Source organism: Allobosea sp. P1_B10 (genome assembly GCF_056406735.1).
This window is the reverse complement of record NZ_JBFTZP010000004.1, coordinates 130,425-147,489: the sequence shown is the minus strand read 5'-3', so window position 1 is coordinate 147,489 and position 17,065 is coordinate 130,425. Positions and strand designations below refer to the sequence as shown.

Sequence of the window (17,065 nt, the reverse complement as noted above, 5' to 3'; positions counted from 1 at the left end):
GTTCGTCCGCCGTCATTCTCGGGCTTCGCGCAGCGAAGACCCGAGAATCTCAGGACGGGAAGGCGCTGGTTTCCGAGATGGTCGGGTCAAGCCCGACCATGACGACGGTGACCCTCACTTCATCATTGTCAGCCACAGGCGCGGCTTGTTGTCCGAGGCCTGGACCGTCTGTGCGACCGAGTTGCGCATCGCCCAGGCCATCGGCTGCTGGTGCAGCGGGATAAAGAGATGCTCAGCCTTGGCGATCTTCAGCGCTTCCATCATCATCGGGATACGCTTGGCGTTGTCCAGTTCGACGCCGGCCTTGTCGATCAGTGCATCGATGCGCGGATCGCCCCAATTGCCCCAGTTGAAGACGCCGCCGGAGCCGCTCTTGGACCGCATCACCTGGATCAGGATCGAATAGGCGTCGATCATCGGCTCATTGGCCCAACCAAACGAGATGACGTCGAACTCTCCCTTGACGCGCTTGGGGGTCTGCTGGCTGCGCGGTCCGAGGCTGAGGTTGGGCTTGAGGCCGGCGCGCGACCACATCGAGGCGACCGCCTGGCAGAACTCCTCCTCGTTGACGAGGCCGTCGCTCTGGCAGTTCATCTGGAAGCTGAAGCCGTTGGGATATCCGGCGGCCGCGAGCAGCTTCTTGGCGCCGTCGAGGTCGAAAGGCAGGCGCACGTCCTGCGAAGGCTCGTAGCCGGGGATCGCGGGGGCAATCAGGGCGCCTGTGTTGCGCGACAGGCCGCGCATGGCCCGCTTCTGGACGGAGTCGATGTCGATGGCGCGATAGAGGGCTTCGCGGACGCGGATGTCCTTGAGCGGGTTCTTGTCCTTGACGTCGCTCTCGAACAGCGTGTCCTTGAGATTCAGAGCGAAGATCACGGTGCGCAGCTCGTTGGTCTGCAGCACCTTGACGTCGGGCGAGGCGGTCAGGCGCGGCAGGTCCTGCAGCGGCGCGACATTGGTGAAGTCGATCTCGCCCGACAGCATCGCGGCGACGCGGGTCGAAGCCGAGGCGATCGGCAGGAACTCGATCGTGTCGATGTTGTGCTGCGGCTTGTCCCACCAGTTCGGGTTCTTGACGTAGACAGTCTTGGCATCGGCGCGTCGGCTCTCGACGATGAACGGCCCGGTGCCGTTTGCGTTGTCGGTGGCATAGCCCTTCACGCCCTTGCCCGAATCGGTCGGCAGCAGAGAGTTGTTGGCGACCAGCCACTCCTTGTCGAAGACGAAGATGTTGGTGAGGTCGTTGAGCAGGAGCGGGTAGGGCCCGTTCACCTCGATCTCGACGGTGAAGTCGTCGATCTTCTTCGAGGATTTGTAGGCCGGCAGATTGCCCTTGAGCGGCGAGGTGTCGTGCGTCACTCGCTCCAGCGAGGCGATGACGTCGTCGGCCGTGAACGGGTTGCCGTTATGGAATTTTACGCCCTGGCGCAGCTTGAAGCGCCAGACGGTCGGCGAGACGGTTTCCCAGCTTTCAGCCAGTGCGGGCTCGATCTTGAGGTCGCCGGTGTAGCGCACCAGCCCTTCGTAGACATGGTTGAGGACCGACAGCGTGAAGGTGTCGCCATAAGAATAGGGGTCGAGCGAGGCGATCTCGCGCGCAGCTCCCCATTTCAGCGTCTTCGCCTCCGCCTGGCCTGTCAGCGAGAAGGCGGCAACGGCCGCCAGCAACCAATGCTTCTTCATCGATCTCTCCTCTCGATGAGCCCCGGCGCCTTTTGACGCTCGCGGACCCGCTGCCCCTCTGAACATGCCGCGCTTTTAACCAGTCTGGCTGAAAAGGCGGCACTTCGTGTGCGATTAATAATCAGTATTGCATACGATTGTGATAGCGTATTGTATGCGATAATTGAACACAAGCGGAAAGCTGGAGCGGAGCGGGAACCCGTGACATGGAGTGAGCCTCGAGAGGCTGGAACCAGGCAGAGACGGGCCGACATGAAAGAACCACGCTCCCCCGGATTGCGTGCGCAATCGGTATACAAGGCGCTGCGCCGCGCGATCATCGAACAGGCGCTGAAGCCCGGCATGAAGCTTCCGGAGGACTCCATCGGCGAGCAGCTCGGCGTCAGCCGGACTCTGGTCCGCGAGGCGCTGGGCCGGCTCGCAGTCGAGGGACTGGTCGAACTGAAGCCCAACCGCGGCGCCTCGGTCGCCTATCCCACGCTGGAGGAGGCGCGCGACGTCTTCGACGTGCGCCGCGGGCTCGAACGGCTTGTCGCGGAGAACCTCGCGGGCCGTCTCACGGCCACTCAGGCGGAAGACCTCGAGGAACATGTCCGACAGGAGGAGAGGGCGCATGGCCGCGACGGGCCGGAGTCGATCCGCCTGTCCGGTGAGTTTCACATCAAGCTGGCGGAGATGACCGGCAATGCGCTGCTGCTGCGCTATGTCCAGGAAACGTCGTCACGCTGCTCGCTGATCCTGGCGATCTACGGCCGGCCGCATTCGTCGGAATGCGCCGTTTCCGAGCATCGCCAGTTGATCGAGGCCCTGCGCGCCGGAGACGGAGCACGCGCGGCCGACCTCATGGACCATCATCTGCAGGCCGTGGTGACGCGCGCGCTGCTCACGCCGCGCGCCGAACGCGATATCCGCGAGTTGCTTGCGCCCTATGCCCTGAGCGAAGGATTGACCCCGCCGTGAACGCCCCGCTGACCAGGCCTCAGGCCAATGACGACGCCTCGATCATCACCTTCGACTTCGCGGCCCTGACCCCGCGTGAGCGCTACAAGCTGCTGATCGGCGCAGTCGTGCCGCGGCCGATTGCGCTGGTGACGACGGTGGACGGGCAGGGCGTGGTCAATGCGGCGCCGTTCAGCTTCTTCAACTGCCTCTCCGCCGACCCGGCCATTCTGGCGCTTGGCGTCGAATACAGGCCGACGGGCGGCCAGAAGGATACCGGCCGCAATGTCCGCGAGACGCTGGCCTTCACCGTGAACATCGTCTCGGATGCGCTGATCGAAGGGATGAATGTCTGCGCGGTGCCCTTCGAGCCCGGCATCGACGAACTCGCCAAGGGCGGCCTCACGGCCATGCCGGGCGTGAAAGTCCCGTGCCCCTGGATCGGGCAGGCGCCGGCGGCTTTCGAATGCCGTCACCACACCACCCTGGGCATCGGCAATTCGCGCGAGATCATTCTCGGCGAGGTCGTCTACGCTCATTTCCGCGCCGACGTGGTCAACGCCAACAACCTGCATGTGGATGCGGCGGCGCTTGATGCGGTCGGCCGCATGGGCGGGCAGGGCTATGCGACGACGCGGGACTATTTCGACCTGCCGACGCTATCCGTCGATGCCTGGCAGCGCGATCCCGCCGCCGCCAATGCGCGGCGTCAGCGCGAAAACGACGCCTGAACGGACGAAGGGATCCAGCGGCACCGGCGCGGCATTCGCAGCGCAGGTGCCGCTAACGAGTTACTGGAGGTCGGCAAAAGCCTGCTTCAGGCGCTCGACCGCTTCCACGACGACAGGGCGGGGCGTCGCAAGGTTGAAGCGCAGGAAGCTGTCACCACCGCTGCCGAATGTCGGACCGTGATTGGCTGCGATGCGCGCCTGCTTCTCGACGCGAGCCGTGAATTCCGACCGTTCCATCCCGGTTCCGGCAAAATCGACCCAGGCAAGGTAGGTCGATTCCAGCGGCATCGAACGCAAGCCGGGGATTGCCGCGATGCCTTCGTCGAAGAGCCTGCGATTGCCGTCGAGATAGGCCACCAGTGCGTCGACCCAGGTCGCGCCCTCGGGGCTATAGGCTGCGGTTGCCATTACCATGCCGAAGGAATTCGGAGAGATCCCCAGCGCGTTCATGCGGGCGCGGAAGGCGTTGCGCAGGGTCTCGTCGGGAATGATGACGTTGCCGACATGGCTGCCGGCGATATTGAAGGTTTTGGTGGTCGCCGTCATCATCACCAGGCGGTCGCGAATGTCGGGGGCGGCTAGCGGCATCACCGTGTGCTTGTGCCCGGGCATTACCAGGTCGTGGTGGATCTCGTCCGAAACCAGGAGCAGGTCGTGGCGCTTGCAGAAGTCAGCGATCTCGCGGAGTTCGTCGCGCGTCCAGACCCGGCCGCCGGGGTTGTGGGGCGAGCACAGGATCAGCATGCGCTCGCTGCCGGTCATCCGGGCATCCCAAGCGGCTATGTCGAGGACGTAGCGGCCATCCGCGATCGCCAGGGGGCACTCGACGACCTTGCGCCCCGCCGCCTGAATTACGCGCGCAAAGGCATGGTAGACCGGGGTCATCAGCACGACGCCGTCGCCGGGCTTCGAGTAGGCGTCGACGCAGAGCGCAGTGCCGTTGACCAGTCCGTGCGTGGTGAAGATCGCTTGCGGATCGACATCCCAGCCATGGCGGTTCTTCATCCACCAGCAGATGGCCTCGCGGTTGCTGCGATCATCGCCGAAATAGCCGTAGACCCCATGGGTGGCCATCTGTTCGACCGCAGCCTGCACGCAGGTCGGAGGCCGGAAATCCATGTCGGCGACCCACATCGCGATGCCGTCGGCGGCGGGCACCCCGTAGATCGGCTCCATCATGTCCCATTTTGCCGAGAGGGTGCCGCGGCGGTCGATCACAACGTCGAAATTCGGAGCGAAATTCATTCTGGTCCTCGATGCTGGGTCGACTCGGTCGGGCGCGACAATAGAGCAAAGCGGCCTCCGCGGCAGACGCAAGGCGCGGCGTCAGCCCGCGCCTGACGCATTCCGACCCGGCTGCCCGCCGTGTAGCGCTCGGGGGAATCTGCCTGTCTACTCCCGCTGAACTCGACAGGCGGTCGCCGATCTCGGCCCGACCAGACGCGTCGACAACAAGCTTGGGGAACCTCTATGCAGATATCGTTCAAGGGCCGGAAGGTCGTGATTGCGGGCGGCAGCCGTGGCATCGGGCGCTCGATTGCGCTGGCCTTCGCCGCGCAGGGTGCCGACGTGGCGATTTGCGCTCGCAGCGCGCCTGGCCTCGAAGCGACAGCTGCTGAACTGCGGGCCTTTGGCGGCAAGGTCTTCAGCCTGGCCTGCGACCTCGCCGAAGCGAGTTCAACCGCACGCTTCGTGACCGAAGCCGCGACGGCTCTGGGCGGGATCGACGTGTTGATCAACAACGCCTCGGGCTTCGGCTCCAAGGACGACGAGAACGGCTGGGCAGCCAGCATGAATGTCGACCTCATGGCGACGGTCCGCGCCACGCAGACTGCGATCCCTTATCTGGAGAAGGCGGAAGCTGGCGCGATCGTCAACATCTCGTCGATCTCCGGCCTGCTGGCCGTGCCACGCTCCCTGCCTTACGCCGCCATCAAAGCAGCGGTCGTCAACTACACCATGGGGCAGGGCCGGGCGCTTGCCGTCAAGCACATCCGCGTCAATGCCATCGCGCCCGGTTCGGTCGAGTTCCCGGGCGGTTCCTGGGAGAACCGCAAGACCTCGGACCCCGAGCTTTACCAGCGCACACTGGGCAGCATTCCGTCTGGTCGCCTTGGCAAACCAGAGGAGATCGCGAGCGTCGCCCTGTTCCTGGCCTCCGACATGGCGAGTTGGATCACGGGGCAGACGATCGTCGTGGACGGCGGACAGGTCTTGACCTGACCGCTACCTGGCCGGGGAGGCGGGACGCCAAAAGCGCTTCGCCACCCTGCAACCCAGCCCGGCTCAACGGAACCGATTGGGCTCCCGCACACTTGATATCAGCGGGGGCCAAGGGTGGAGCAGGCATATGAAACGGTTCGCGTTGGTCGGGATCATTCTTGCGGGCACGACGGGTATCGTGAGCGCTCAACCCCTGGCCGTGTCCGCCACCTCGGCGCCCGCTGCCGGAGGGATGGAACTGCTGGCGGTCCTGGGCGGCGAGTGCGCCACGTCAGAGGAGGTCGACATCTCTGCCGATATGCAGCCCTCGGCGACGATCCCGACCCGCTGGGCCAACGCCATGCGCATCGGTGCAGGGCACGGCTCATTCGGGACAGAATGACCGAGCCCGTCACGGCATAGGGACTAGACCGACCCTCAGATCTTGCTGCCCGGGAACGGGGCGCACGCTTGCACGTTGGATCTGGACCAAGCAAAAACGCCTCGCTGCCGCTCCCGGCACGCGGCGATTTGCACCCAGCGACAGGGGGCCATCGTGAGCACGCCAAAAACTCCCGGAACACCTGAGACCTCGACGGGCCAGGGGGGCGAAACGCATCAGACCACCTCTGCTCCTGCACATCGGATCACGACCAATCATGGCGTGCCGGTCAGCGACAACCAGAACTCTCTCAAGGGCGGCCATCGTGGCCCGACGCTGCTTGAAGACTTCGTTCTTCGCGAAAAGATCCAGCACTTTGACCACGAACGGATTCCCGAACGCATCGTCCATGCCCGCGGCTCGGCAGCGCATGGCTATTTCGAGCTCACGGAGTCGCTGGCCGAGTTCACCCGCGCCAAGATCCTGACCGAGGTCGGCGTCAAGACGGAGCTGTTCACGCGCTTCTCGACTGTGGCTGGCGGGGCAGGGTCGGTCGACACCCCTCGCGACGTTCGTGGCTTCGCCGTGAAGTGCTACACCAAGGAAGGCAACTGGGACCTCGTCGGCAACAACATCCCGGTTTTCTTCATCCAGGACGCGATCAAGTTTCCAGACCTGATCCATGCGGTCAAAATGGAGGCCGATCGCGGCTATCCCCAGGCCGCCAGCGCCCACGACACCTTCTGGGATTTCATCGGCCTGATGCCCGAGGCCACACACATGATCATGTGGGCGATGTCGGATCGCGCCATCCCACGCTCGCTGCGCATGATGGAAGGTTTCGGGGTCAACACCTTCAGGTTGTTGAACGAGAAGGACGAGGCGACATTCGTCAAGTTCCATTGGCGCCCGAAGCTCGGCACCCAGTCGACGTGCTGGGACGAAGCCGTGAAGATCGCGGGGGCCGATCCCGACTATCATCGTCGCGACCTGCATGAGGCCATCGCTGCCGGCGATTTCCCGGAATGGGAGTTCGGGGTCCAGCTTCTGAGCCAGAAGCAGGCGGACGCGCTGCCGTTCGACATCCTCGATGCCACCAAACTCATCCCCGAGGAGATGGTGCCGATCCGCGTCATCGGCCGCATGGTCCTGAACCGGAATCCCGACAACTTCTTCGCGGAAACCGAACAGGCTGCCTTCCTGCCGACCAACATGCCGCCCGGGATCGACGTCTCCGAGGACCCGCTGCTGCAGGGGCGACTGTTCTCCTATCAGGACACGCAGCTGTCGCGGCTCGGCACCGTGAATTTCCACCAGATCCCCATCAACAAGGCCAAGGGATGCCCATTCCAGAACTTGCAGCGTGACGGCCATATGCAGACCCAGGTCTTCAAGGGGCGCGCCAACTACGAGCCCAACAGCCTGAGCGATGCCGGCGAGGACGGCGGACCGCGCGAGGATCCCAAGGGCGGCTTCCGGACGCTGGCGCTGCCGATGGAGCAGACAAAGGTCCGGCTACGGTCGGAGAGCTTCGCCGACCATTACTCGCAGGCGAGGTTGTTCTTCCGCTCGCAGACGGAGATCGAACAGGCGCATCTGGCAAGCGCGCTGGTTTTCGAGCTTTCGAAAGTCACGCTCGAACATGTCCGGCTAAGGGTCATGTCAAACCTGCGAAATGTCGACGACGCTCTCGCCAAGCGCGTTGCCACGGGCCTGAACATGGAGCTGCCAAAGGCGTCGGTCCCGGCGGTTTCGCCACAGGACATGAAACCGTCTCCGGCCTTGCGCATCGTGGGGAAATATCCGCCGACCCTGAAAGGGCGCGCCGTCGGAATCCTGGTCTCCGACGGCGCCGATGGCACCGTGATCGATGCGATCACGAAGGCCGTCGAGGGCGATGGCGGCTCGGTGACCATCGTCGCGCCCAGGATCGGCGGCGTCAAACTGAAGGACGGATCGCGGCTGAAGGCGGACGGGCAACTGGCCGGCACGCCTTCGGTGATATTCGACGCGGTCGCGATCGTGCTGTCGCAGGCGGGATGCGAGGCTCTGCTGAACGAAGGCGCGGCGATCGACTTCGCGAAGGATGCCTTCGGCCATCTCAAGGCGATCGGCTTCACCGGCGAGGCCGAGCCGCTGCTCGACAAGGCGGGGGTCGTTGCGGATGCAGGCGTGATCGAACTTACGAAGGGCGCCGCCGGCTTCGTTGAACCGGCCCGCACACGCCAATGGGCTCGGGAGGCGAAGGTCCGTACGCTGGCCTGATCGGCCGGCCGCTCAATGGGAGAGGTCAGAGAGCCAGCGGTCCGGCCTCGGGGCCTGACCGCTGGCTGCGACTGTATCGACAAGGCAGGGCACGGCCCAGACCGGATCAACGCGATTCGCATAAGACATATTATGGAACTTGAATGAAGTTAGATTCTGAGCCGAGCCTCGATCGAAGCTGCTGCCGGCCCGTCCGGCAACGCCTTCGTAAAGCGACCCGAGCCGAGCAGATCCTCCAGTCCTGTCTTGGGTTTGTCAGGATTGCCGGATCAGACGCTTCAGCGACTGTCGCAGGCCCAGTTCCTCCGGCGGCGTCCAGTTCTGGATGATGCCCGGCACCTCGGAGGCTGGGCTGGGCTTTGCATAGAGGTAGCCCTGGCCGAAATCGCAGCCGGCTTCCCGCAGCCGCTTCACCTGGCCCGCGTTCTCGACGCCCTCGGCCGTGATGTGCATTCCCATGTTCCTGCCGAGGTTCACCACCGCAGCGACGATGGCGGCATCGTCGTCATCGGTCTCAAGGTTCCTGACGAAGCTCTGGTCGATCTTGATGTGGTCGACCGGAAACTGCTTGAGATGCGTCAGAGAGGCAAATCCCGTCCCGAAATCATCGAGCGCGACCGAAACGCCGGCCTCGTGAAACTCGCTGAGGATATAGGCCGCGGCCTCGGTTTTCCGGCCGAGGAAGACAGTTTCGGTTACCTCGACCTCGAACTGGGAGGTCGGGACGCGCGCGTCATCCAGGATGTCGATGATCCGGGTGGCGAGCGCTCGATCTGCGAAATCCGTGGACGCGAGATTCACCGCGATACGCCCGCAGTTGAGCCCCTGATCCAGCCAGGAGCGAATGTCCGCTACGACCTGCCGGACGATGTCCGTAGCGAGTGTGGCCGAGATGTCCTGATCCTCGAATGCCGAGCCGAAATATGCCGGCGTCAGAAGCCCCTTGGTCGGATGCCGCCAACGCGCCAGGGCCTCGAAACCGACGATCTGGCCCGTGGCGAGCGACACCTTCGGCTGGTAATGCGGCAGGAACTCTGCGGCGGCCATGCCGCTGCGGACCTCGCGCAGGATCGTCACGCGATGTTCCATGACCTCGCGCGCGGCACTCGTGTAGACGACCGCGCGGCTCCTGCGGCCCTCCTTGGCGCGGTAGAGCGCGATATCGGCGTCCTTCATCAACTCGGCGGGGTCGCGATGGTGTTCCGGATAGGCAGCGACGCCGATGCTAGCCTTGGTCGAAAGCGCCCGGCCCTCGAACTCGAACGTGGTCCGCAGTGCCTCGACGAGAGAGTTGGCGAACACGGCAAGGTCGAGCAACCCGGTCGGCTTGGCCAGGATGATCGCGAACTCGTCGCCTCCGAGGCGGGACACGGTGTCGTGCTCCCCGATCAGCCCGATCAGCCGCCGCGCGGTTTCGGCAAGCAGCTTGTCGCCGGCGGCATGGCCCAGCGTATCGTTGATATCCTTGAAGTCGTCGAGGTCGAGGAGAAGCAGGCCAACCCCGGAGCCGTCCGCTTCGGCTGTCCTGAGGGCTTCCTCCAGACGTGTCTGGAAAAGCGCGCGATTGGGCAGGCCCGTCAGCGGATCATGATTGGCCGTCTGCCAGATCGCAGCTTCGGTGGCCTTCCGGTCGGAGATGTCGAACGTGATGCCGATCAGGCGATGCTGGTCTTTCCGCTCCGCCCGCAGCGCGAGCCAGACCTCCCGGTCTCCCGGGCCGCGATACCGGATCTCGGCCGCGTGAGTGCCCTCGGCAATCGCTGCATTGCGCAGCTGGATCACCTTATGCTGGTCCTCGGGATGCACGCGGTCCAGGAAGTCGGCGGCCGGCCCGGAGCCGAAACCAAGCAGTGCATGGGCGGTGTCCGAGCGGTCGACCCATGAGGTCGTCACGTCGAGGTCCCAGGCGACCATGTTGCTTGCATGCAAGGCCAGCCGCAGGCGCTCCCCGCCGGAGCGTAGCGCTTCCTCGGCGATCTTGCGGGTGGTGATGTCCTGGATGGTGCCGAGCATTCTCACAGGGCGTCCATCGGTGTCATAGAACGTTCGCCCGCCGACCTCGACCCACCGGGTTTCGCCATCGTTGGCCCGGATGATGCGGAACGTCTCCGAAATGGATGCGGCACCGACATCGAACGCCGGATAGAATTCGGCAGTGATGCGCTCGCGGTCGTCCGGGTGCAGCAGCGGCAGGAAACTGGACCGACCCGCCCTCGCCGTCTCGGCCAGACCCAGGATGTGGTGAACCTCCGGCGACCATTCGCGGTTGCCGATGACGAGGTCGATGTCCCAGATTCCAAGCCCGGTTGCCGCAAGAGCCAGGCGAAGTCGTTCCTCGCTCGTTCGCAGGGCGACATTCGAGCGGCGCTGCTCGCTTAGGTCCTGGACGGCCCCGACCATCCTGACGGGCACGCCGGCTTCGTCCCTGACGAGAAAGCCCCGGTCGGCGACAAAGGCGTAGCTGCCATCGCCTCGCTTCAGCCGGTATTCGTCCTCCCAGCGCTCCCCGGCATCGGCGATGAAGCGCTCGAGCTTGCTCTCGACAGCCGCGCGATCGTCAGGGTGGATATAGTTCAGCCAGGCGGTGCTCGAAGCCGGCACCTGGGCGGCGTCATAAGCGAAGATGCGCTCGACGCTTTCGCCCCATCGCAACCGGTTGCTCGCCAGATCCCATTCCCAGATCGCATCAGACGCAGCGTGGGCTGCGAGCCGATAGCGCTCCTCGCTCTCCCGGAGCCGCTCCTCGGAGAGTTTTCGGCTGTCGATGTCCGTGATGGTGCCGACCCATTCCCTGACGGCGCCGTTGGAATCCTTGAGGGGCACGCCCCGCGACGAAAACCAGCGGTAGCGTCCGTCGAGGCAACGGACCCGGTACTCCTTGGTGAATGGCTCGGGCACTACGAGGCGCTCGCGCCAATTCGCTACGACGCGGTCGTGGTCCTCCGGGTGAATGTCGGCGAGCCAACCGAGGGCGCTGGATCCGTCCTCGCCGTCAACGCGCCCTCCGTCGATACCTTGGCCCCACACCTCCGTGATGGCGCCGTCAGGCGAGGCGCACCAGACCACGACCGAGCTGGCCTCGACCAAAGCCCGGTAGCGTTCTTCGCTCCCGCGCAGCTTCGACTGGGTCTGCCGGAGTTCGTCGATGTCCAGCGATGTCGCGACCCATTCTGCGACAGCGCCGCCACGCGTGATCGGGTTGAGCGTCAGATGGTGCCAGCGATACGCCCCGTCGTGCCTTTGGAGTCGCCCTTCCCCTTGGACGGGCTGTGCCAGGGCGATCGCTTGCGCCCGCGAACGCAGAATCGCCGGGGCATCGTCGGGATGATTGAGGCGCAGCCGCTCGTCGAGCCCTGTTCCAATCGCCCCGTGATAGTCCCCAAACTGACGGTTCTGGTAGGTGATCGTGCCGTCGGTGGTCGTAACCAGGACCTTCTGGGGCAAGGCATCGCAAAGGCTGCGATAGCGCGCCTCGCTGTTTGCTGCGGCCTCTTCGGCGGCCTTCCGGGCCGTGACATCGGTGAATGTGCGCACGACGCCGCCATTCGGCAGCCGGTTCGTCCTGACTTCCAGGACGGTGCCGTTCGGCCTCTGTCGTTCATAGATCGAGGCTTCGATGTTGACGCCTTCGTGCTTGATGGCGCGCAGCAGCATCGGGTCAGCTTCTGCGAACTCGCCCTGCTCCAGTTGCCATTGCTTGACCTCGTCGAAGCGCGGAGCCGAGTGCATCATGTCGGGTGGCAGGCCGAGCAGATCCATGGCGCGCTGGTTGCAGATAACCACCGCCCCGCTCTCGTCGACCATCAGGATGCCCTGGTCCACATGCTCCAGGGTGGCGTTCATCAGGGCGGTGTTCTGGGCCAGCGCCTTGTTGGCGCGGCGCAGTTCCAGTTCGCGCATCACCGCCCGTGCAAGCGCCAGCAGCGTCTTCGACTGCTTCTCCGTCAGCCCATCTGGACGCGGCTGGAAATCGAGCACGCAGACCGCGCCGAGCAACAGGCCGTCCGAGGTCTCGAGCCGGGCGCCGGCATAGAAGCGCAACTGCTTTCCCGTGACGAGGGGATTGTCGCGAAGCCGCGAATCCTCAGCGGTGTCATTGATGACCACCAGTTCGGAGAGGTGGATCGTCTGCGCGCAGATGGAGGAATCCAACGACGTCTCGCGCAGACCCAGTCCGATCTCCGACTTGAACCATTGTCGCTCGGCCTCGAGGAAACTGACCAACGCGACCGGGGTATGGCATGCGTCTCTGGCGAGTTGCGTGATCTCGTCGAAAGCCGCCTCCGGCCCCGTGTCGAGGATATCAAATGCCCGCAGCGCGGCGATGCGTTTGGCGTCGCCCCATGAGATGATTTCGGGAGCTTCGCAATCTCTTGTCAAAAAGAGGGCCTTTTCCACGACTCGATGTGATCCGGGCAATCTAGGAAGCTGCGCTTACGAAAAACTGAACAGTCAGATTAGATATTTCAGTGCTCATTGTGCGCGGAGAGCTTGGACAAATCCTTGAAAAGGGGCAAGCCCCCTTCCCCTACGATGTCACGTCATTTTTAAACCAGATTGAAAAAGCTTTCAGTCGGGGCAACCCCAAGCATTTTTCAGATCATTTGACATGAACGTCATGAGGCGGTCTCACGCCCGCCGGGGCGGTGGGGGCCGTCGCCGATGAAGCTTACGGCGAGGCTTGGCGCTTCACGATGGCGACGCCGTCGGCCTTCGGATCGTTGCCTTTCGCCACGGCTGCGAGATCGGACTCGACCCGACGCGCGATTGGCAGGCGGAAATGCAGAGGGTCCCAGTAGTTGTCGTCGGCGCGTGTCACGCTCGACATATGCGCGTAGTCGACCAGCACTGCGCCCTGGCGGGCTGCGATGGCCCCGATTGCGGCCTTGCAGGCATCGTGAAAGCGGGCGTCCTGGCTGCCTTCGCGCGGCAGGCTGGCGGCGTGGGTCGGCGGCAGCACGATCATCTTCACCGTGCCCGCCGGCAAGGGCGACAACGTTTCCTCAAGCCAGGCCAGCGCAGGAAAGCGCCAGGCAGCGCGAACCTCGGCGCTGACTGTGGCCGGGGGGATGAGCGGCGTCATGTCCGGCGCAACGCCGCCATAGCCGGCGAACAGGTGATAGCGGGCGCGTGCGAGGTCGTAGGTCTCTTCCGGCGGGGTGAAGACCTCGTAGCCATCGCCGCGCATGCGTTCGGGCTGAAGCCCGAGCCTTTGGCCGAGCAAGCGGAGCGAGACTTCCAGCGTCGTCAGGTTCATCTGCCTCAGGATGTTGGTCCAACTCGGTGCATCGTAGAGCCAGGGCGGAAACGGGCGCGGCGTCAACCGGTTCTCCGGGGCTGTCGCAGTGGCGGAGCACCAGGGCAGGTCCAGCCCCCAGATCACGGTCTTGGGTGCGGGCGTCGCGCCAATGAAAAGCTTTGCCATCTGCACCTGTTCCCAGGGCGTCGCCGCATTCATCGCGAGATTCGCAAAATGCCCGCCGATCGACCGCGAGAGAATCGCAGGATCCAGCAGGCGCATAGTCGATGTGCCGATAATCGCGGCGTCGAACGCGCCGGAGCGCACAAGCTGTGGATACATGAAGCGCTGATTGATATCCATCAGCGGGCGCGCCGGTTTGCCCGAAGTGACGCGCAAGCCGAAAGGGTCCATCGCGACCACGAATCCCACCAGAATCCCCGCCAGCACGAGCCCGCTGGCGAGGAATATCCCCACCCAGCGCCGCCAGCCCTGCTCCTGCCGGGAGGTCCCCGCTACGCTCATTCAGGCTTTCTCCGCCAGCAACACTGCATCCGGGAGTGGCGATCACGCGGCTCCGGGGCGCTTTTGCCATGATCGAACGGCGCGAACAATGTTGACCGCAGCCCCACGTCTGCCTATGTCAGCGCACCGGTGAGGGCGGGTAGCTCAGTGGTAGAGCACGTGACTTTTAATCATGTGGTCGAGGGTTCGATCCCCTCCCCGCTCACCACCGGCAATTCCCGCGCTTTCAGAAGCTCCGCAGATCTGGCCGAGCGACCGGCGGTGCCTCCTCGACATTCTCACAGCGTGGGCAAGCCTTATCGCGCGTGCCGCGCGTTGCCATAGTCATTCGAGTAGCTCACTGCTGCGAGGCGCTGGCAGCCCGAGTCGAACCGGCAGGCGGAGCGTTGACGGACCTGCTCGTCGCTCGATGGTGCGGCCGGCGGCAGATTCGTGCCCTCAGAGGCAAGCCTCCGACGTCGCATATCCGCCCCGAGAATCATCCTATGTGTCCGTTATCGGCGCTGCGCCGAACACAACGCCAGCCCGTCACAGGAGCGAGAGATTGGCCTATACCGACGAGTTGGACCGGATGCTCGACTACGAGCGTGCGCTGCGCGGCAAGATCGCGGCACGCATCGCCCAGGAGGCCGGCGCTGCTGTCGGCGACACTCTTACGGAGGCTCACTTTGCGGCAGCCGACGAGGCCATTTCTGCCTGGACGGAGACGGGCGAGGAAGAGTATGATTCGCAGGCATTCCGCCCGACTGGGCCCCTGCAAGACCTCCTTGCTGAACACCTCGCCGTTATAGAACGCATCATGGATGAGCGTGATCGCCGGCTGTCATAGCCTGGCGGGAGCCCCCTCGCCGCCCCTGGATCACCCCCTGCCCGCATTGAGGCGCAACGAAGCGTTCACGCAACCAGAGAGTCGGGCTGCCGTAAGGCAAGTTACTCTCTGGAAACGCTGCGTCGGCAATCACTTGGCAATCCTCTGCTGCTAGGCACGCAACGCACAGCAGGGGGCGGCATTGGTCAAGGGTTCGGTATATCTCACGGCGACCATCTTCCTGGTCGGCATTACCTCTGTCGCAGCCGGCACGTTGCCGCCCGCAGGCCCAGCGGGCGAAGTGATCTGGATGATCCTGGCGGTAACCGGGGTGATCACGGTTATGGGGCTTGAGGCCGGCTGAATTGGGCTCGGCCTCGCAGAAAAGCCTAGACAGCCTGGCTCTGCCTCAGACCGATTTTACCCGCACGCGTCTCCACATTTGACGCAAAAACTCCGCCGGCCTCCATGAGGCGGCGGAGCAATGGCTCGTCGGTGGTCTTGAGCGAGCCCGGCAGCGGCCACCCGTCGCTATGTGGCGAGCAGGTGGTCGCGCGCGATCGCGTCAGGGTTTTGGCGCAGCGGGCGGGGCGCCAAGGTTCAGGTCGGGAGCGCCGAAGCCTCCCAGCCCCGGGATCTGGATGGAGTCGAACTGCTTGTCGATCGACTTCTGGTCGAGCTGCACAGCCGACGCTTTGTAGTGCATCACCATCTGCGGGAATATCACCACCATCGCGACCATGATGCACTGGATGACCACGAAGGGCACGGCTCCCCAGTAGATCTGCGCGGTTGTGACAGGCTCCATCATCTTGCCGGTGATCTTGTCCCTGTAGGGGATCTTCGGCGCGACCGAGCGCAGGAAGAACAGCGCGAAGCCGAAGGGCGGGTGCATGAACGAGGTCTGCATGTTGACGCCGAGGATGACGCCGAACCAGATCAGGTCGATGCCGAGCTTGTCCGCGGCCGGTCCCAGCAATGGCACGATGATGAAGGCGAGCTCGAAGAAGTCGAGGAAGAAGGCGAGCAGGAACACCATCACGTTGACGACGATCAGGAAGCCCGTCGCCCCGCCCGGCAGGCCGACGAGAAGGTGCTCGACCCAGACATGGCCGTTGACGCCATAGAAAGTCAGCGAGAACACGCGCGCGCCGACCAGGATGAAGAGCACGAAGGCCGAGAGCTTCGCGGTCGATTCAGTCGCCTGCTTCAGCAGATCGAAGGTCAGGCGCTTCTTGCCGAAGGCGAGAAGGATCGCGCCGGCCGCGCCCATCGCGCCGCCTTCCGTGGGAGTGGCGAGACCGATGAAGATCGTGCCAAGCACCAGGAAGATCAGGGCCAGCGGCGGCACCATCACGAACACGACCTGCTCGGCGATGCGCGAAAGCAGGTTCAGCCCCAGCGCCTTGTTCAGCAGCGCGATCACGAAGGAGATGCCGACCGCAACCGACATCGTCAGGACGACAAAGTCGGCGCCGGCCTTCACACCCGTGAAGAGTTTCATATAGGCGTAGGCCAGGCCAAACGAGATGATGGTGACGACCAGCAGCGAGCGGCGCCGTGTCTGGCCGTCCGCGTCGCGCAGCGTCTGGGCTTCCGGCGGCAAGCCTGGCGCGCGCTCGGGATAGAACATCGTCACGAGGAAGACGTAGCCGGCATAGAGCCCTGCGAGCACGAGGCCTGGGATGAAGGCGCCCTCATACATGTCGCCGACGGAACGGCCGAGCTGGTCGGCAAGGACGATCAGCACCAGCGATGGCGGGATGATCTGCGCCAGCGTCCCCGACGCCGCGATGACGCCCGAGGCGAGCCGGCGGTCATAGCCGTAGCGCAGCATGATCGGGAGCGAGATCAGGCCCATCGAGATGACTGAGGCCGCGACTACGCCGGTCGTCGCGGCGAGCAGCGCGCCGACGAAGATCACTGCATAGGCGAGGCCGCCTCGGATCGGCCCGAAGAGCTGGCCAATGGTGTCGAGCAGGTCCTCCGCCATGCCGGACCGCTCCAGCACGAGGCCCATGAAGGTGAAGAACGGGATCGCCAGCAGAACGTCGTTGTTCATCGTGCCGTAGATTCGTTCCGGCAGCGCCTGCAGGAAGTTTTCCTGGAACATGCCGAGATCGATGCCGACCAGCGCAAACAGCAGGCCGTTGGCGGCCAGCGCAAAGGCGACCGGATAACCCAGCAGCAGGAACACGACGAGCGTCGCGAACATGACGGGCGCCATGTTGACCCGCAGGAAATCGCCGAGCCCCGCAGCGTGGGCGTCACCGGTATGGAGGCTTAAGAAG

Annotated in this window: 12 protein-coding genes and 1 tRNA gene; 8 read left to right on the top strand and 5 right to left on the bottom strand. The window is 64.3% G+C overall.

Annotation, left to right across the window (positions count from 1 at the left end):
* Positions 1–114 precede the first annotated feature (114 nt).
* On the bottom strand, positions 115–1,683 hold the full coding sequence (locus AC1D2L_RS11325; protein WP_476845972.1) for an ABC transporter substrate-binding protein: 1,569 nt from the start codon (positions 1,681–1,683) through the stop codon (positions 115–117).
* Between the two features lie 252 nt (positions 1,684–1,935).
* Here AC1D2L_RS11325 and AC1D2L_RS11320 point away from each other — a divergent pair, with 252 nt between their 5' ends.
* Both AC1D2L_RS11320 and AC1D2L_RS11315 read left to right on the top strand, forming a co-directional pair.
* Positions 1,936–2,643, top strand: a complete 708-nt coding sequence (locus AC1D2L_RS11320; RefSeq protein WP_476845971.1) for a GntR family transcriptional regulator — start codon at positions 1,936–1,938, stop codon at positions 2,641–2,643.
* Positions 2,640–3,353 (top strand): flavin reductase family protein, encoded by a 714-nt coding sequence (locus AC1D2L_RS11315; RefSeq protein ID WP_476845970.1) that lies wholly within the window; start codon positions 2,640–2,642, stop codon positions 3,351–3,353. Before AC1D2L_RS11320 ends, AC1D2L_RS11315 begins: the two co-directional genes overlap by 4 nt.
* Before the next feature lie 60 nt (positions 3,354–3,413).
* Here the strand turns inward: AC1D2L_RS11315 and AC1D2L_RS11310 are convergent, their stop codons facing one another.
* A complete protein-coding gene (locus AC1D2L_RS11310; protein ID WP_476845969.1) occupies positions 3,414–4,598 on the bottom strand; it encodes a MalY/PatB family protein in 1,185 nt (394 codons plus the stop codon).
* Between the two features lie 225 nt (positions 4,599–4,823).
* On the opposite strand from AC1D2L_RS11310, the gene AC1D2L_RS11305 reads away from it, so the two are divergent.
* The 3 genes from AC1D2L_RS11305 to AC1D2L_RS11295 all read left to right on the top strand — a co-directional run bounded on the left by AC1D2L_RS11305 (position 4,824) and on the right by AC1D2L_RS11295 (position 8,202).
* Complete coding sequence (locus AC1D2L_RS11305) at positions 4,824–5,576, top strand: SDR family NAD(P)-dependent oxidoreductase (RefSeq protein WP_476845968.1); 753 nt, start codon at positions 4,824–4,826, stop codon at positions 5,574–5,576.
* Between the two features lie 127 nt (positions 5,577–5,703).
* The gene (locus tag AC1D2L_RS11300) at positions 5,704–5,958 is read left to right on the top strand and encodes a hypothetical protein (RefSeq protein ID WP_476845967.1); all 255 of its coding nucleotides are present in this window, start codon (positions 5,704–5,706) and stop codon (positions 5,956–5,958) included.
* Between the two features lie 153 nt (positions 5,959–6,111).
* Positions 6,112–8,202, top strand: a complete 2,091-nt coding sequence (locus AC1D2L_RS11295) for a catalase (protein WP_476845966.1) — start codon at positions 6,112–6,114, stop codon at positions 8,200–8,202.
* Positions 8,203–8,457: 255 nt separating this feature from the next.
* On the opposite strand, the gene AC1D2L_RS11290 is transcribed toward AC1D2L_RS11295, so the two are convergent.
* Positions 8,458–12,600 carry an EAL domain-containing protein gene (locus AC1D2L_RS11290; RefSeq protein WP_476845965.1) on the bottom strand — a complete coding sequence of 1,381 codons (4,143 nt, stop codon included), beginning with the start codon at positions 12,598–12,600 and terminating at the stop codon, positions 8,458–8,460.
* 271 nt (positions 12,601–12,871) lie between these two features.
* Positions 12,872–13,966 (bottom strand): hypothetical protein, encoded by a 1,095-nt coding sequence (locus tag AC1D2L_RS11285; RefSeq protein WP_476845964.1) that lies wholly within the window; start codon positions 13,964–13,966, stop codon positions 12,872–12,874.
* Between the two features lie 133 nt (positions 13,967–14,099).
* On the opposite strand from AC1D2L_RS11285, the gene AC1D2L_RS11280 reads away from it, so the two are divergent.
* The 3 genes from AC1D2L_RS11280 (at position 14,100) to AC1D2L_RS11270 (ending at position 15,138) form a co-directional block, all read left to right on the top strand.
* Positions 14,100–14,174 (top strand) — tRNA-Lys (locus AC1D2L_RS11280).
* A gap of 336 nt (positions 14,175–14,510) precedes the next feature.
* A complete protein-coding gene (locus AC1D2L_RS11275; RefSeq protein WP_476845963.1) occupies positions 14,511–14,795 on the top strand; it encodes a hypothetical protein in 285 nt (94 codons plus the stop codon).
* 181 nt (positions 14,796–14,976) lie between these two features.
* The gene (locus tag AC1D2L_RS11270; RefSeq protein ID WP_476845962.1) at positions 14,977–15,138 is read left to right on the top strand and encodes a hypothetical protein; all 162 of its coding nucleotides are present in this window, start codon (positions 14,977–14,979) and stop codon (positions 15,136–15,138) included.
* Positions 15,139–15,339: 201 nt separating this feature from the next.
* Here the strand turns inward: AC1D2L_RS11270 and AC1D2L_RS11265 are convergent, their stop codons facing one another.
* Positions 15,340–17,001, bottom strand: a complete 1,662-nt coding sequence (locus tag AC1D2L_RS11265) for a TRAP transporter large permease (protein WP_476846261.1) — start codon at positions 16,999–17,001, stop codon at positions 15,340–15,342.
* Positions 17,002–17,065 lie beyond the last annotated feature (64 nt).

What these genes read in the sequence shown, in the direction of transcription:
- AC1D2L_RS11305 (WP_476845968.1), top strand. Translation starts at nt 4,824, where the DNA reads ATGCAGATATCGTTCAAGGGCCGGAAGGTCGTGATTGCGGGCGGCAGC.
- AC1D2L_RS11310 (WP_476845969.1), bottom strand. Translation starts at nt 4,598, where the DNA reads ATGAATTTCGCTCCGAATTTCGACGTTGTGATCGACCGCCGCGGCACC.
- AC1D2L_RS11300 (WP_476845967.1), top strand. Translation starts at nt 5,704, where the DNA reads ATGAAACGGTTCGCGTTGGTCGGGATCATTCTTGCGGGCACGACGGGT.
- AC1D2L_RS11320 (WP_476845971.1), top strand. Translation starts at nt 1,936, where the DNA reads ATGAAAGAACCACGCTCCCCCGGATTGCGTGCGCAATCGGTATACAAG.
- AC1D2L_RS11285 (WP_476845964.1), bottom strand. Translation starts at nt 13,966, where the DNA reads ATGAGCGTAGCGGGGACCTCCCGGCAGGAGCAGGGCTGGCGGCGCTGG.
- AC1D2L_RS11265 (WP_476846261.1), bottom strand. Translation starts at nt 17,001, where the DNA reads ATGGCGCCCGTCATGTTCGCGACGCTCGTCGTGTTCCTGCTGCTGGGT.
- AC1D2L_RS11325 (WP_476845972.1), bottom strand. Translation starts at nt 1,683, where the DNA reads ATGAAGAAGCATTGGTTGCTGGCGGCCGTTGCCGCCTTCTCGCTGACA.